The following is a 15,529-nucleotide window of genomic DNA, read 5'->3' as shown; positions in this document are numbered from 1 at the left end:
GGAGGGGGCAGGGGCTACATTAAGGTTGCTTAGGTAAGGCTTGCCTATATTGACGGTTGTTTGAGGAGGCACCCATGCGGGTCGCGATGTTCGGATACCAGACCTGGGGCCACCGCACCCTCCAAGCCCTGCTGGAGGCACCGGACCTGGAGGTCGTCCTCGTCGTCACGCATCCGAAGAGCGACCACGCGTACGAGCGCATCTGGAGCGACTCCGTCGCCGAGCTGGCCGTCGCCCACGGCGTACCCATGCTGGAGCGCGCCCGGCCCGACGACGACGAGCTGTTCACGCAGCTCAAGGAGGCCGAGCCGGACGTCATCGTGGCCACCAACTGGCGCACCTGGATCCCGCCCCACATCTTCAGCCTGCCCCGCCACGGCACGCTGAACATCCACGACTCGCTGCTGCCGAAGTATGCGGGCTTCTCGCCGCTGATCTGGGCGCTGCTCAACGGCGAGCCCGAGGTCGGCGTCACCGCGCACATGATGGACGACACCCTCGACGCGGGCGACATCGTGCTGCAGTGGTCGGTGCCGGTCGGCGAGCGCGACACCACCGTGGACCTGTTCCATAAGACGCTCGACATGTTCGGCCCGATCACCGTCGAGGGCCTGCGCCTGATCGCCTCGGGGCGTACCGACTGGACCCCGCAGGACCGCACCCAGGCCAGCTTCTTCCACAAGCGCGCCGACGAGGACCTGCGCATCGACTGGACGTGGACCGCCGAGGAGCTGGACCGCCTGGTCCGCGCCCAGTGCGACCCGTACCCGAACGCGTACACGTACTACAAGGGCCGGCGGATCCGCGTCGTCAAGGCGTCGGTCTCGCAGGCCGTGTACGGCGGCACCCCGGGCCGGGTCTTCTACCGCGAGGGCGACGGCGTCGCGATCGTCGCCGGGGCCGAGGCACGGCGCGGGAAGAGCAAGGGCTTGGTGATCGAGCGGGTACGCCTCGACGACGGCACCGAGCTGGCCGCCACCGACCTGTTCCGGACCATGGGCGGCTACCTGGGACACTTCCCGTCGTGAACGAGCTGACCGAACTGCTGTCCGAACTCGTCCGCGTGCCGAGCGTGGGCGGGACCCCGGCCGAGGCGGGCATCCAGACGATGCTCGCCGAGTGGATGCGCGAGACCGGCCTGGAGGTCGACCTCTGGGAGCTGCCGCTGGAGCGGCTCACCGCCGATCCCGCCTTCCCCGGCATGGAGGTGCCCCGCGAGCGCGCGTACGGGCTGGTCGGGCGGCTGCCCGGCACGGGCGGCGGCCGGTCGCTGATGTTCAACGGGCACGTCGACGTGGTGCCGCCCGGCGACCTGGCGGCGTGGACGGACGACCCGTTCTCCGGCCGGGTCGAGCAGGGCCGCGTCTACGGCCGGGGCGCCTGCGACATGAAGGGCGGCCTGGTCGCCGCGCTGCTCGCGGTCAAGCAGCTCAAACAGGCACGGCTGTCCGGTGACGTGCTGGTCGCGTGCGTGGTGGGCGAGGAGGACGGCGGCCTGGGCACGTACGGCCTGCTGGACCGCGGCTGGCGGGCCGACGCGTGCGTCATCCCCGAGCCGACCGGGCTGGCCGTGGTGCCCGCCAACGCAGGCGCGCTGACGTTCCGGCTGCGGGTCACCGGCCAGTCCACCCACGCCGCCCGCCGGACCGGCGGGGTCAGCGCGATCGAGAAGTTCCTGCCGGTCTTCGCCGCCCTGCGCGAGCTGGAGGCGGCCCGCAACCGTGACGTCGACCCGCTGATGCGCGCCTGGGACCTGCCGTACGCGCTGGAGATCGGCACCGTGCACGCGGGCGACTGGTCCTCCTCGGTGCCCGGCGAGCTGGTCGCCGAGGGCCGCTACGGCGTGGCGCTGGACGAGAGCCCGGCGCGGGCCAAGGCGGCGCTGGAGGCGGCCGTGGCCGCGGCCTGCGCCGCCGACCCGTGGCTGGCCGCGCACCCGGTGACCGTCGAGTGGTGGGGCGGGCAGTTCGCCCCCGCCCGCAACCCCGACCCGGCGCTGACCGAGGCGCTCGTCGCCGCGACCGGGACCGAACCGGCCCGCTGGGGCGCGCCGTACGGCAGCGACCTGCGGCTGCTCGCCGCGGCGGGCATCCCCGCCGTCCAGTACGGACCGGGCGACATCGACCTGGCCCACGCCCCCGACGAGTTCGTGCCGATCGCCGAGGTCGCCGCGGCGAGCGCGACCCTGGTCCGGCTTGCCTCAGCTCACTCCGCCTGACCCCGCCTGAGGCGGCACCCCGGACATGCCGGGTGACCCCTCGGCCCGATCGCGCCACCCTCGGCCCGCCGCATCTGCCGCACCCGAGACCGCCGAATCCGGCGGCCCGCCGCCGCACCCCTGAAGGAGTGGACATGTCCCAGCTCACCGGCGGCCGTGTGCTGCGCCGGGCCCTGCGCGAGCAGGCGGGCCGGATCACCGGCAGCGCCGTGCTCAGCACCGGGCACCAGGCCGGCGAGGCCCTGGTCCCGGTGGTGATCGGCGTGGTGGTGGACCGCGCCGTGGGCACCGGCTCGCCGGAGGCGCTGCTGCTGTGGATCGGCGTGCTGGCGCTGGTGTTCACCACGCTGTCGTTCAGCTTCCGGTTCGGCGCCCGGCTCGGCGAGCGCGCCGCCGAGCAGGCCGGGCACCGGCTGCGGGTACGCGTCACCGAACGGGTCCTCGACCCGCGCGGCGGCGCCGACACCGGCCGCCTGCCCGGCGCGCTGGCCAGCATCGCCACCGGCGACGCGGGCCGGGTCGGCATGGTCGCGCTGGTGCTGCCGCTCGGCGTGGCCGCGATCGCGGGCCTGGCCGTCGGCGCGGTCGCGCTGCTGCGGGTGTCGCTGCCGCTCGGCCTGCTGGTGCTGCTCGGCACGCCGCTGATGATGCTGCTGGCGCACCTGCTCGGCCGCCCGCTGCAGCGGCGCAGCGAGGAGGAGCAGGAACGCGCCGCGCACGCCGCCGGGCTCGCCGCCGACCTGGTCGGCGGGCTGCGCGTGCTCAAGGGCATCGGCGCGGAGCGGGCCGCCGCGGAGCGCTACCGGCTCAGCAGCCGCGCCGCGCTGACCGCGACCCTGCACGCCGCCGGGGCCAAGGCCCGCCACGACGGCACCCTGCTGGCCGTCAACGGCCTGTTCCTCGCGCTGGTCGCGCTGCTCGGCGGCAGGCTCGCCGCCGACGGCGACATCAGCATCGGAGCGCTGGTCGCCGCGGTCGGCATGGCGCAGTACCTGACCGGCCCGCTGTCGCTGATGGTATGGGTCAACGGCGAGCTGGCCCAGGGCCGCGGCAGCGCCGGACGCATCGCCGAGGTGCTGAACTCCCCGCCCGCCGTGGGCGGCGACGCGGAGCTGCCCGGCCCGGTGAAGGGGCAGGTCACCGTGCATGGCCTCACCCATGCCGGGCTGGACGGCCTGGACCTGGACGTGCCCGCGGGCGCGTTCGTCGGCATCGTCGCCACCGACCCGGCCCACGCCGACGCGCTGGTGGCCTGCCTGAGCCGCGAGCGCGAGCCCGCCCGGGGCACCGTCACCCTGGACGGGCTCGACCTGTCCGGGGTGGACCCCGACGCCGTACGCGGCGCGCTGCTCGTCGCCGCACACGACGCGGACCTGTTCGAGGGCAGCCTGCGCGCCGACATCGATCCTGCGGGCGCTGTGCGGGCAGGCACCGATCCTGCGGGCGCTGTGCGGCCGAGCACCGACCCGGCCGCCGCCCAGGGCGGGCGGGCCGACAGCGGCCCGCGGACCAGACCGGACGGACCCCGCGTGCCCGCCCCGCGCGAGGGTGCGGGTCACACCGACCGGCTTGCTAGGGCGCTGGCGGCATCGGCCGCCGACGAGGTCGCGGCGGCGCTGCCCGGTGGGCTGGACGGGCTGGTCGGCGAGCGCGGCCGGACCCTGTCCGGCGGGCAGCGCCAGCGGGTCGCCCTGGCCCGCGCGCTGGCCACCGACCCGCCGGTGCTGGTGCTGCACGAGCCGACCACGGCCGTGGACGCGGTCACCGAGTCCCGCATCGCCCAGGGCGTACGCCGCCTGCGCGAGGGCCGCACCACCGTGGTCATCACGACCAGCCCGGCGCTGCTGTCCACCGCCGACACCGTGCATCTCGTCGAGGGCGGTGCCGTCACCGCCTCCGGCACCCACGAGCAGCTCGTCCGCGAGCACGCCGCCTACCGCGCGGCGGTCCTGGCATGAGCACGCGCCACCACCAGGCCGAGGCGCAGGCAGGCGCACGCGTCGCGGCCAGACCCGCGACGGGCCTGAGCACGCGCCCCGAACGAGCCGAGGAGCAGGCATGACCGCCCCGAGCGTGACCCTCCCGCAGGACGCCGTGACCGAGCAGCGGGAACTGCTGCCGGTCGCCGGCGGCCGGGAGACCCTGCGCGCACTGCGCGCCGTGCTGCGACCCCGCCGCGGGCTCGCCGTGGCCGGGCTGCTGGTGCTGACGACCGCGACCGCGATCGGGCTGACCGTCGCGCCGCTGCTCGGCCATCTCGTGGACCTGGTCAGCCAGGGCCGCCCGGCCGGTGTGCTGACCACGCCCGTGGTCGCGCTGGCCGTCGTCGCCCTGGTGTCCGGCGCGCTGACCGCATACGGCCTCACGCTGGTGGCGCGGCTCGGCGAGGGTGCCCTGGCCGAGCTGCGGGAACGGTTCCTCGACCGGGCGCTGCGGCTGCCGCTGGGGCGGGTCGAGCGGGCCGGTTCGGGCGACCTGACCTCCCGGGCCGGCAACGACCTCAGTGCCGTCGCGTCCGTCGTCCGCAGCGGGCTGCCCGAGCTGGGCCGTTCGCTGCTCGCCATCGTGCTCACCCTGGCCGGGCTGGGCGTGCTTGACTGGCGGCTGCTGCTGGCCGCACTGCTGGCCGTCCCGGTGCAGCTGCACACCGTGCGCTGGTACGCGGGCCGCGCGCTACCGGTGTACGCCCGCCAGCGGGTCGCCGTCGGCGCCCAGCAGCAGCAGCTGCTGGAGACCATCGGCGGCGCCGCGACCGTGCGCGCGCTGCGCCGCCGCGAGCGGCACCTCGACCTGGTCAGCGGCCGCTCGCAGGAGGCCGTGGAGCTGACCATGCGCGGCGTCAACCTGGTCACCCGCTTCTACGCCCGACTCAACCTGGCCGAGTTCATCGGCCTGGGCGCGGTGCTGGTCACCGGCTTCCTGCTGGTGCGCGCCGGTGAGGTGAGCATCGGCACGGCGACCGCGGCGGCGCTGTACTTCCACCACCTGTTCACGCCGATCAACACCGCGCTGGGGCTGATCGACGACGTGCAGGCCGCGTACGCCGCGCTGGCGCGCCTGGTCGGCGTCGCCGAGCTGCCCGAACCCGCCGCGCCGCCCGCGCCGCGCTCCCCCGCCGACGCGTCGCTGCACGCCGACGGGGTCACCCACGCGTACGACGCGGACCGGCCGGTGCTGCACGACGTGAGCATCACGGTGCCCGCCGGGCGGCGGGTGGCGCTGGTCGGCGCCAGCGGCGCGGGCAAGAGCACCCTGGCCGGACTGGTCGCAGGCGTACACGAGCCGACCGCCGGACGCATCCGGATCGGCGGCGTGGGCCTGGACGACCTGGACCCGGCCGGCCGCCGCGCGGTCGCGCTGATCACGCAGGAGGTGCACGTCTTCGCGGGCACCCTCGCCGAGGACCTGCGCCTGGCCGAGCCCGCCGCCACTGACGAGCAGTTGCTCGCCGCGCTGGCCCGGGTCGGCGCGGCCGAGTGGGTGCAGGCGCTGCCGGAAGGGCTGTCCACCGTGGTCGGCGAGGGTGGGCACCGGCTCACCGCCGCGCAGGCCCAGCAGCTCGCCCTGGCCCGGCTGGTGCTGGCCGATCCGGCGGTGGCGGTGCTCGACGAGGCCACCGCCGAGGCGGGCAGCGCCGGGGCGCGGGTGCTGGAGGCATCGGTCGCGGCCGCGCTGGACGGGCGCACCGGCCTGCTGGTCGCCCACCGGCTCACCCAGGCCGCGCTCGCCGACCAGGTGGTGGTCATGGAAGGCGGCCGCATCGTCGAGAGCGGCACCCACGACGAGCTGCGCGCAACCCCCGGCGGCCGGTACGCCGAGCTGTGGCAGGCCTGGTCGGGCCGCCGCGCCGGGTAGCCGGTCGGCGGCCCAGCTGGTGCCCCGCGGGCCGCACCCCGCCGCGCCGCGCCGCGCCGAAGATCGCTACTTCGTGTCAAGAAATGAGGCCTGACCGCACTTTCTGACACGAACTAGCGATCAACGACCACCAGCGCGGCCGTAGACAGCGACGTATGGCGATGAAAGCATATGCCGATGCGTCGCATACCCCTGCTGTGCGTGCTCGCCCTGCTCGGCACCACCGTGCTGGCGACACCCGCCAACGCCGCCCCCGTCGCGCTGCTCAGCGACCCGATCTACGACTACGCCACCGCGATCCGCGAGACCGTCTACGTCGAGTCGCCGCTCGACAACGACGGCGACGGCATCCGTGACAAGATCGTCGCGGACGTCATCCGCCCCCGCGAGGCTGTCGCAGCCGGGGTCAAGGTGCCCGTCATCATGGACGCCTCGCCCTACTACCAGTGCTGCGGGCGCGGCAACGAGTCCGAGAAGAAGGTGTACGCGGCCGACGGCACGGTCAGCAAGTTCCCGCTGTACTACGACAACTACTTCGTGCCACGCGGCTACGCCTTCATCGCCGCCGACCTGTCCGGCACCAGCCGCTCGACGGGCTGCGAGGACGTCGGCGGCACCGCGGAGGTGCAGGGCGCCAAGGCCGTCATCGACTGGCTGAACGGCCGTGTCACCGGCCGCAACGCCGCCGGGGCCGTGGTCAGCGCGACGGGCTGGAGCACCGGCAAGGTCGGCATGATCGGCAAGTCGTGGGACGGCACGGTCGCCAACGGGGTGGCCGCGACCGGGGTGCCGGGCCTGGCCACCATCGTGCCGATCGGGGCCATCTCCAGCTGGTACGACTACAACCGGGCCAACGGCATGGTGAACCCGAGGGTCAGCTCGGTGCCGAGCCTGCACTCGCTGGTCAACAGCCGCCCGTCGGGCACCTGCTCAGCCGTGGCGAGCGCGCTGAGCAGCGGGCACGCCGCGAGCACCGGCAACTACAACTCGTTCTGGGCCGCGCGCAACTTCGTCCCTGCGGCCGCGTCGGTACGCGCGAGCGTGTTCGTGGTGCACGGCCAGAACGACCTCAACGTGCAGGGCGTCCACTTCGGGCAGTGGTGGGACGCGCTGGCCGCCAACAACGTGCCGCGCAAGATCTGGCTGGCCCAGGAGGGCCACGTCGACCCGTTCGACTTCCGGCGCGCGACCTGGGTGTCCACCCTGCACCGCTGGTTCGACTACTGGCTGCTGGGCATCGACAACGGCATCATGGGCGAGCCGATGGCCGACGTGGAGCGGGCCGCGGACGTGTGGCAGACCAGCACCCTGTGGCCGCCGTCGGGCACCGCCACGGCGAACTACGTGCTGCAGGGCACCGGCAACCCGGGCACGCTGGCCTCCTCCGGGGCCGGATCGGGCAGCCTGTCGCTGACCGACGCGCCATCGCTGAGCGAGGCCAACGCAGTCAGCTCGCCGACCACGGCGCGCACCGGGCGCAAGGTGTACCAGACGCCCGTGCTCACCTCGGACCTGCGCATCTCCGGCACGCCGACGATCACGCTGCGAGTGCGGTCGAGCAAGGCGACGACCACGCTGACCGCCAAGCTCGTCGCGTACGGCACCGCGACCCGGGTCAACTACCGCAGCTCTGGTGAGGGCATCAGCACGCTGACCACCCAGTCGTGCTGGGGCTCGTCGTCGAGCACCGACGACGCCTGCTACAAGGACACCGCGAAGGTGGTGTCCAGCGCCGCGTACCAGGTGCTTTCGCGGGGCTGGATGGACGGGCAGCACCGGGACTCGCTGACCGCCACCAACCCGATGAACACCAGCACCTACTACACGATCACGTGGAAGCTGCGCCCGATCGACCAGGTCATCCCGGCCGGGCAGCGCCTCGGCCTGGTGCTGACGCTCACCGACCCGGAGTTCGTCACGGCGCACTCGACCGGGGCCACGGTCACCGTCGACCTGGCCGGCAGCGTGCTGAAGCTGCCGATCGCCCCCGCCGGCGCACTGGCGGCCCCGTCGGCCCTCACCGCGGAAACGCCGTCCGTGATCTACGACGGCACCGTCAGCCCCCTCGCGGGCACCCGGTTCCAGTAACGGCGGCAAGATCGCCGTCTCGTGTCCAAACCTGCGGCCGGACCCCGCTTTGGACACGAGACGGCGATCTGCCTAGCGGCGGCGCCGACAACTTGGGCGGAATCGCCCTCGCCGTCCCGTTCGGTGCCACATATTGCGTCGTTTGGCGCGTCGGTTAGCGGGTACTGTTCGTCAGGTGCACGTCATTCCCGACGCGGACCGGCCCGCGGGGCGGCCCCGGGATCGAAAGGCCACGGGCGGGTCGGTCGCTCCGGGGGCGGCCCTGCGGGCGCTCGACGTCATCATGTTCGGCTACCTCGCCGCTGCGGCGCTGGTGGTCACGGCCGGTCATGACGTGGTGGCCGGCTGGGGGCTGTATCTGGTCGCGTACGCGGCCACGGCGGCGGCGGTCGCGGGGCTGCTCGCCGCGTATCACCGCCGACCGCACGACCGGGTGCTGACAGCCCTGCGGCTGACGTATCCGCTCGTGCTCGCGCCGCTGCTGTACACGATGACCGGCGGCACGGTCCTGTCCCTGCACGGGCGCTATCTGGACGACGCGATGAACCGGTTCGAGACCGCGCTGTGGGGCGCCCACCCCGCCGACTGGCTCGGCACGTTCGCGTCGCGGCCGCTCACCGAGCTGTTCTACGTCTGCTACGTCAGCTACTACCTGTACATCGTGGTGCCGCCGGTGCTGCTGCTGGTGCGCCGCCGGCTGGACGACCTGGCGCGGCTGGTCACCACGGTCGGCGCGGCCGTGTACACCTGCTACCTCGGATTCGCACTGCTGCCGGTCCGCGGCCCGGTCCACTCGCTCGCCGAGCAGCTGGATCCGCCCGCGCTCCAGGGGTATGTCCTCGCGCCCGCGCAGGAGTTCCTCATGGCGCACGCCGACCCGGTGGGCACCTGCTTCCCGTCCGCGCACGTCGCCGGGGCCTGGGCGGTCTGCCTGGCGGTGCGCCGCATCCAGAGACGTGCCGCCTTCCGGTGGCTGCTGCTGCCCACGGTCGGGCTCACCGTCTCGGTGGTCTACACCCGCTACCACTACACGGCGGACGCCGCGGCGGGCCTGGCCGTGGCGATCGCCGCCGACCAGCTCGTCAAACGGCTGCTACCTGGCCCGATCCGCCCACCGGGGATCCACTCCGGACGGGTACTTGACAGCGCCGGGCAGATCAACTGAAGATCTCGCCACGCCGACGTTGCAGGGTGGTCACCACGTTGTTTCGCGGCGCAAGGAATTGTCGTGCGCGTGTGCGACCCTTGAGCCCAGCACGTGATCCGAGGCGGTGGCCGCATGCGTGTACGCATTCGCAGGATTCTTATCGACATCTCCGCCATGCTGCTGTGCGGCGTGCTCGCCGGGGTCATCGTGGCCGCGGCCGCGTTCCCCGGTCTGGCGCTGACCGGCTTCGCCGCCCAGATCGGCGGCTACGAGCTGGGCGAGCTACCCGATGAGCTGATGATCAACACCTCGCCGCAGCTCAGTTACGTCTACGCGAACAACGGCACCACCCTGCTCGCCACGATGTACGACGAGAACCGGCGCGACATCCCGCTGGAGCAGGTGCCGCCCGTGGTGCGGCAGGCCGTGCTGGCCGCCGAGGACCAGAACTTCTACAAGCACATCGGCGTCGACGTGAAGGGCATCGCGCGGGCGTTCATCGCCAACAAGCGCGCCGGCACCGTCGAGCAGGGCGCCTCCACCCTGACCATGCAGTACGTACGGCTCACCATCTCGTACTCGGCCACCACCGCGCAGGAGGTCGTGGACGCCACCGAGGACACCGCCTGGCGCAAGATCCGGGAGATGCGGTACGCCCTTGCCATCGAGGAGAAGCTGTCCAAGGACGACATCCTCGAGGGCTACCTGAACACGGCCTACTTCGGCAACCGCGCCTACGGCATCTTCGCCGCCGCGAAGGTGTACTTCGACAAGGAGCCCAAGGACCTGACCACTGCCGAGGCCGCGTTCATCGCGGCCCTGGTGAAGTTCCCCGGCGACTTCGACGCGCAGAGCCTGCGCGGCAAGGACCTGGCCGTGTCCCGGCGCGACTACGTGCTGGACGAGATGGTGCAGACCAAGGCGCTCACCCTGGAGCAGGCCGCGGCGGCCAAGGCCGAGGAGCTGAAGGTCGTCGGCGCCAGCACCCCGAACGGCTGCGTGCAGGCGTCCAACATCAAGTGGGGCTTCTTCTGCGACTTCTTCCAGCGCTGGTGGAACGAGCAGGACGCGTTCGGCACGACGCCGTACGAGCGGGAGCGCCAGCTCAAGTCCGGCGGCTACCGCATCGTCAGCTCGCTGGACCCGACCACGCAGTCGGCGATGGACCGCAGCATCGACCGCTCCCTCAACCGCAATCCCGACCTCGACGGCGGCAAGTGGAAGTGGAAGTCCGACGCGGTCATGCTGGCCGCGGTCGAGCCCGGCTCCGGCAAGGTGCGCGGCCTGGCCACCAACCGCAACTTCCGGCTGGACAGCAAGACCAAGCCGGCCAACGGCAAGCACTCCAACCCGGCGCTGGCCAGGCGCGGCATCCGCGGCACCTACCCGAACACGACCAACCCGCTCCTGTCCGGCGGACCGGACCTGGGCGGCTACCAGGCCGGCTCGGTCATGAAGATCTTCACGCTGGTGTCGGCCCTGGAAAAGGGCTACCCGCTGAACTACAACATCAACACGCGGGCGCCGTACGTGTCCCGCACCCGAATCACCGGCAGCCCGAGCTGCGGGGGCCACTGGTGCCCGACGAACTCGGGCGGGCGCAGCTGGGGCAGCCAGAACATGTGGACCGGCTTCGGCAACTCCGTCAACACGTACTTCGTGCCGCTGTTCGAGCGGGTCGGCGGCGCCCGGGTGATCGACACCGCTAAGCGCATGGGCCTGACCTTCTACGACAACCCGCGCACCACGCTGGACGACGCGTACTGGGCCAACGAGCGCCCCGAGCTGTGGGGCCCGTTCACCCTCGGCGCCTCCGACCACACGCCGCTGCAGATCGCCAACGCGTTCGCGACGCTGGCCGCCGACGGCGTGTACTGCGAGCCGATCCCGGTCGAGAAGATCACGGACCGGCACGGCGTCCAGGTGGCCGCGGGCAACCCGCGGTGCAAGCAGAACCTGCCCGTGGACGTGGCCCGCGCCGCGATCGACGCGGCCCGCTGCCCGCTGGGCGACCAGTCGCTCTACGGCCGCTGCAACGGCACCACGGCCCGGGACTCCAAGGAGATCATCGGCAAGTGGATCGCCGGCAAGACGGGCACCACCGACGACTCCAAGTCGGTGACGCTGACCATCACCACCAAGCTGCTGGCGATCAGCGGCTTCCAGACCGACCCCGACTGGGCGCAGGTGAGCACGCACAAGATGTCGCACCGGGTGATCAACCCGGCGGTGCAGTACGCCATGCGCGACGCCATGAAGGGCAAGCCGAACACCCAGTTCAGCAAGCCCAGCAGCAACCGGCTGGTGTTCGGCAGGGGCCCCACGCCGTGAGGCCGGGTGCGCCTGCCGCGGCCGTCAGCGGCGGCTGGGCAGGCGCACCACGCTGACGAAGAAGTCGTCGATCTGCTTGACCACCGAGATGAAGCGCTCGAAGTCCACCGGCTTGGCCACGTACGCGTTGGCGTGCAGCTGGTAGCTGCGCAGCACGTCCTCCTCGGCCTGCGAGGTGGTGAGCACGACCACCGGGATGCGGCACAGCTCCGGGTCGTTCTTGATCTCGGCGAGCACCTGCCGGCCGTCGCGGCGGGGCAGGTTCAGGTCGAGCAGGATCAGGTCCGGCATGACGGCGTCGGCGAACTCGCCCTCGCGGCGCAGGTAGGCCAGCGCCTCGACCCCGTCGCTGACGACGTGGAGCGTGTTGCGCATCTTGTACTCCTCGAACGCCTCACGCGTCATGAGCACGTCGCCCGGGTCGTCCTCGACCAGCAGCACCGTGATCGGGCGGTCGGTGTCCTCGGCCATCATGCGGTCAGCTCCTTGTGCTGGGTCGGCACCGGGAGCGTCGCCGCGCCGGTGTTATCTGTCACGGGCAGCGCGAACAGGATCGCCGCGCCCTCGGTCCGGGTGGCGTCCACCCAGATCCGGCCGCCGTGGTACTCCACGATCTTCTTCGCGATGGCCAGCCCCATGCCGGTGCCCGGGTAGGCGTCCTTCGGGTGCAGCCGCTGGAAGATGATGAAGATCTTCTCGGCGAACTCGGCCTCGATACCGATGCCGTTGTCCGCGACCGTGATCTCCCAGCTGTCGCCGTCGCGGCGCGCGCTCACCGCGATACGCGGCGGCACGTCCGGGCGCCGGAACTTCAGCGAGTTGCCGACCAGGTTCGCCAGCAGCGTCACCAGCAGCGCCTCCTCGCCGGAGACGGTGGGCAGCTCCGACCAGGTGACCGCGTCGGCGCCGAACCGGTCCTCGGGGTTGACCTGCGCGGCCACCTCGGCCATCACCGCGTCCAGCGAGACCGGCTCGAAGCCGCTGGTGTTGCGCCCGATCCGGGAGAACGCCAGCAGGTCGTTGATGAGGCGCTGCATCCGCTGCGCGCCGTCGACCGCGAACAGGATGTACTGGTCGGCGCGCTCGTCGAGCTGGCCGGCGTAGCGGCGCTGGAGCAGCTGGCAGAAGCTGGCCACCTTGCGCAGCGGCTCCTGCAGGTCGTGCGAGGCGACGTAGGCGAACTGCTCCAGGTCGCGGTTCGACCGGGTGAGCTCGGACGCCTGGGCCTGCAGCTGCTGGTTGATCGCCTCCACGGCCGCGCGGGCGCGGCGCACCTCACGCAGGTCGTCGGCGATCTGGCGGCGCATGATGTCCACGTCCCGGCCCAGGCTGGCCAGCTCGGGCGCGCCGCTGACGGAGATGTCCGCGTCGTAGGCCCCGCGGGCCACGTTGCGCACCTGCGCCGCGAGCTGCGTCACCGGCACCGTGACCATCCGGTTGATCATCACGACCAGGCCGGCGCCCAGCACGACGATCACCAGCCCGGCCGCGATCAGCAGCACCACCAGCTGGTTGCTGCTGGACCGCACGTCGTCGACGGCCTGGTTGCGCACCGTGACGATCTGGTCCTGCAGCTTGGCGAGCTCGGTGCGTGCGGAGTCGAAACGCTGCTTGCCCTCGCCCTGGTTGAGCAGCTCCTGGGCCGCCTCGGGACCGGCATCGCGCGTCTTGGTGATGGCGGGCTCGGCCACCTGGGTGCGCCAGGCGGTCGCCGACAGCCGCGCCCGCTCCAGCTGGCCGCGGATCTGCGGGTAGTCCTCCAGCAGCGGGATCATCGTGGCGTAGAGCTGCTCCTCCTGCTCCCGGCCGTCGCGGTAGGGGCCCAGGTCGGCGACGTCGCCGCTGAGGGCGTACCCCCGCATGCCGGTCTCCTGGTCGAGCAGCGACATGCCCAGCTGCTCGCCGGACAGGCGCAGCACGCCGGTCTTGTTCAGCACCACGTCCAGCTGCTCGCGGTTCACCGCGGCCAGCGCCGTGGCGGCGAGCGCGAGCAGTGCCAGCAGCACCGCCGCCGTGCTCACCAGCGCCGTGATCCGAGCGCGCAGCGACCAGCCGCGCGGGTGGCTCCACCTCACTGTGTTCACCGGTTCGCTTCCTTACTGAGCAGGACGATCGCCACGTCGTCGGCCAGGGCTCCGCCGTTGAGCGTCTCCGCCTCCTCGACGAGGCTCGCCGGCAGCCGCTCCATCTCCTGCCCGCGGGCCAGCCGGGCGGTGCACAGGCGGGTCAGGCCGTCGTCGGTGAGCCGCGCGGTGCCGTCGCCCACCCGGCCCTCGACCAGGCCGTCCGTGTAGAGCAGCAGCGACCACTCCGGGCCCAGGTCCACCTCGGCGCGCTCCCGCGGCGCGTCGCCCAGGCCCAGCAGCAGCCCGTACGGCGCGTCGACCTCCGTCACTCGGCCGTCGCGCAGCAGCAGCGGCGGTGGATGCCCGGCCAGCCAGCACGAGGCCCGCCCGGCGGCGACGTCGATGCGCAGCACCGCCATCGTCGCGAAGGTGCTGGGATGGCTGCGCTCGCTGGAGAGCACCTGCTCCATCGCGGCGAGCGTCTGCTCCTGCGGCACCCCGGCCAGGGTCAGCGCCCGCCAGGCCACGCGCAGCTCGACGCCGAGCGCGGCGCCGTCGACGTCGTGCCCGCTGACGTCGCCGATCATGGCGTACACCGTCTCGGGGCAGGTCTGCACCACGTCGAAGAAGTCGCCGCCGAGCAGAGCCTCGTAACGGCCGGGCCGGTAGAAGGTGTGCACCGCCAGCTCGTCGGTGGTCATCAGCGGCTGCGGCAGCAGGCCGCGCTCCAGCCGGGCCGACTCGGCCTGGCGCAGCTCCACCTCGCGCAGCCGCCGCGCGTTCTCCTCGGCGTACTTGCGCTCCACGGCGTACTGCACCGAGCGCTCCAGCAGCGCGCCGTCGACCTGGCCCTTGACCAGGTAGTCCTGGGCGCCCTCACCGACCGCGCCGATGCCGACGTGAGTGTCCTGCTGGCCGGTGAGCACGCAGACCGCGGTGCCCGGCGCCTCGGCCAGCACCCGGCGCAGGCCGTCGATGCCCTGCGCGTCGGGCAGGCCGAGGTCCAGCAGGATGCAGTCGACCTCGGACAGCAGCGGGCGCGCCTCGCGCAGGCTGCGCACGATGGTCAGCTGGATCGCCGCGTCCTGCTCCCGCAGCAGCTCCTCGACCAGGAACGCGTCGCCCTCGTCGTCCTCGACGAGCAGCACCCGCAGCCGGGTCAGCCGCGCTGGGACGCGCGGCTGCGCCGGCACAGGTGCAGCGGTGAACATGGATGTCCTACTTCCCGCGCCGCAGGTGGGGGTCGAACGCGTCGGTCGGGCAACGCACGCCGATCATGCCTGCGGCAAGGCGGGTTGCACAACTTATGCATTCCGCAGGTACCCACCTGTACCGGCGACGGAACTCCGCTGCGGCAGCTTACCGAGGACCCGGTCAGGCGGCTGCGCGCAGCCCCGGTATCCGGCCTGGCCAGAGCCGGCGCACCTGCCCCGCCTGCGGCCCGGTCCGCACCTCGACCACCGGCATGCCGTGGCCCGGGTCGACGCCCACGACGACGCCGTACACGCCGGGACCGTCGTCGAGCCGCACCTCGCTGCCGAGCACCACCCTGCTGCCGTCGGCGACGAACCACAGCGGCTCGTTCCGCGGCGCGGTCACGGCGACTGCTCGCGGCGCAGCCCGTCGACGAGCAGGGTGAGCAGGCGCGTGTCCGCGCGCGCCCAGGCCGTCGCGGCGTTGAACCGCGCGATCGCGTCGGCGTCGGGCAGCTCGCCCGGATCCGGAGCGGCGGCCGCCACCCCGTCCGGCCGGTGCTCGCTCTCGCCCCGCCGGGCCCTGCGCATGATCCTGTCAAACAGCATGTGTCCAGCACACGCCACACCC

The 15,529-nt window shown here is 72.7% G+C and carries 12 protein-coding genes; 7 read left to right on the top strand and 5 right to left on the bottom strand.

The window, feature by feature from the left end:
• Positions 1 to 74: 74 nt before the first annotated feature.
• The 7 genes from CS0771_RS20820 to CS0771_RS20790 all read left to right on the top strand — a co-directional run bounded on the left by CS0771_RS20820 (position 75) and on the right by CS0771_RS20790 (position 11,639).
• Entirely contained in the window at positions 75 to 1,028 is a 954-nt protein-coding gene (locus tag CS0771_RS20820; RefSeq protein WP_212842543.1) for a methionyl-tRNA formyltransferase, read from the top strand.
• Positions 1,025 to 2,218, top strand: coding sequence for an ArgE/DapE family deacylase (locus CS0771_RS20815; RefSeq protein WP_212842542.1), 1,194 nt, complete (start codon positions 1,025 to 1,027; stop codon positions 2,216 to 2,218). The genes CS0771_RS20820 and CS0771_RS20815 overlap by 4 nt, the downstream gene beginning before the upstream one ends.
• A 134-nt stretch (positions 2,219 to 2,352) precedes the next feature.
• Complete coding sequence (locus tag CS0771_RS20810) at positions 2,353 to 4,176, top strand: ABC transporter ATP-binding protein (RefSeq protein ID WP_212842541.1); 1,824 nt, start codon at positions 2,353 to 2,355, stop codon at positions 4,174 to 4,176.
• 100 nt (positions 4,177 to 4,276) lie between these two features.
• Positions 4,277 to 6,073 carry an ABC transporter ATP-binding protein gene (locus tag CS0771_RS20805; protein WP_212842540.1) on the top strand — a complete coding sequence of 599 codons (1,797 nt, stop codon included), beginning with the start codon at positions 4,277 to 4,279 and terminating at the stop codon, positions 6,071 to 6,073.
• Positions 6,074 to 6,250: 177 nt separating this feature from the next.
• On the top strand, positions 6,251 to 8,161 hold the full coding sequence (locus CS0771_RS20800) for a Xaa-Pro dipeptidyl-peptidase (RefSeq protein WP_212842539.1): 1,911 nt from the start codon (positions 6,251 to 6,253) through the stop codon (positions 8,159 to 8,161).
• A gap of 175 nt (positions 8,162 to 8,336) precedes the next feature.
• Positions 8,337 to 9,326, top strand: coding sequence for a phosphatase PAP2 family protein (locus tag CS0771_RS20795; protein ID WP_212842538.1), 990 nt, complete (start codon positions 8,337 to 8,339; stop codon positions 9,324 to 9,326).
• 114 nt (positions 9,327 to 9,440) lie between these two features.
• Positions 9,441 to 11,639 (top strand): transglycosylase domain-containing protein, encoded by a 2,199-nt coding sequence (locus CS0771_RS20790; protein WP_212842537.1) that lies wholly within the window; start codon positions 9,441 to 9,443, stop codon positions 11,637 to 11,639.
• A gap of 24 nt (positions 11,640 to 11,663) precedes the next feature.
• Here the strand turns inward: CS0771_RS20790 and CS0771_RS20785 are convergent, their stop codons facing one another.
• From CS0771_RS20785 to CS0771_RS20765, 5 genes are all read right to left on the bottom strand, one after another.
• Positions 11,664 to 12,110 (bottom strand): response regulator, encoded by a 447-nt coding sequence (locus CS0771_RS20785; RefSeq protein ID WP_203744794.1) that lies wholly within the window; start codon positions 12,108 to 12,110, stop codon positions 11,664 to 11,666.
• Positions 12,110 to 13,723, bottom strand: coding sequence for a CHASE3 domain-containing protein (locus CS0771_RS20780; protein WP_244870918.1), 1,614 nt, complete (start codon positions 13,721 to 13,723; stop codon positions 12,110 to 12,112). The genes CS0771_RS20785 and CS0771_RS20780 overlap by 1 nt, the downstream gene beginning before the upstream one ends.
• Positions 13,720 to 14,916 (bottom strand): PP2C family protein-serine/threonine phosphatase, encoded by a 1,197-nt coding sequence (locus tag CS0771_RS20775; RefSeq protein ID WP_212842536.1) that lies wholly within the window; start codon positions 14,914 to 14,916, stop codon positions 13,720 to 13,722. The genes CS0771_RS20780 and CS0771_RS20775 overlap by 4 nt, the downstream gene beginning before the upstream one ends.
• A gap of 163 nt (positions 14,917 to 15,079) precedes the next feature.
• Positions 15,080 to 15,304, bottom strand: coding sequence for a hypothetical protein (locus tag CS0771_RS20770; protein WP_212842535.1), 225 nt, complete (start codon positions 15,302 to 15,304; stop codon positions 15,080 to 15,082).
• Positions 15,301 to 15,507, bottom strand: a complete 207-nt coding sequence (locus tag CS0771_RS20765) for a hypothetical protein (RefSeq protein WP_212842534.1) — start codon at positions 15,505 to 15,507, stop codon at positions 15,301 to 15,303. Before CS0771_RS20765 ends, CS0771_RS20770 begins: the two co-directional genes overlap by 4 nt.
• Positions 15,508 to 15,529: the final 22 nt, after the last annotated feature.

The sequence above is a fragment of the Catellatospora sp. IY07-71 genome, assembly GCF_018326265.1.
In the GTDB taxonomy this organism is placed as follows: Bacteria; Actinomycetota; Actinomycetes; order Mycobacteriales; family Micromonosporaceae; genus Catellatospora.
Note: the sequence above shows the minus strand (reverse complement) of the source record. Positions and strands in the feature narration are given on the sequence as shown.

Coding starts and splice junctions, on each gene's coding strand:
- CS0771_RS20820 (WP_212842543.1), top strand. CDS start 75: ATGCGGGTCGCGATGTTCGGATACCAGACCTGGGGCCACCGCACCCTC.
- CS0771_RS20810 (WP_212842541.1), top strand. CDS start 2,353: ATGTCCCAGCTCACCGGCGGCCGTGTGCTGCGCCGGGCCCTGCGCGAG.
- CS0771_RS20805 (WP_212842540.1), top strand. CDS start 4,277: ATGACCGCCCCGAGCGTGACCCTCCCGCAGGACGCCGTGACCGAGCAG.
- CS0771_RS20800 (WP_212842539.1), top strand. CDS start 6,251: ATGCGTCGCATACCCCTGCTGTGCGTGCTCGCCCTGCTCGGCACCACC.
- CS0771_RS20790 (WP_212842537.1), top strand. CDS start 9,441: ATGCGTGTACGCATTCGCAGGATTCTTATCGACATCTCCGCCATGCTG.
- CS0771_RS20785 (WP_203744794.1), bottom strand. CDS start 12,110: ATGGCCGAGGACACCGACCGCCCGATCACGGTGCTGCTGGTCGAGGAC.
- CS0771_RS20775 (WP_212842536.1), bottom strand. CDS start 14,916: ATGTTCACCGCTGCACCTGTGCCGGCGCAGCCGCGCGTCCCAGCGCGG.
- CS0771_RS20765 (WP_212842534.1), bottom strand. CDS start 15,507: ATGCTGTTTGACAGGATCATGCGCAGGGCCCGGCGGGGCGAGAGCGAG.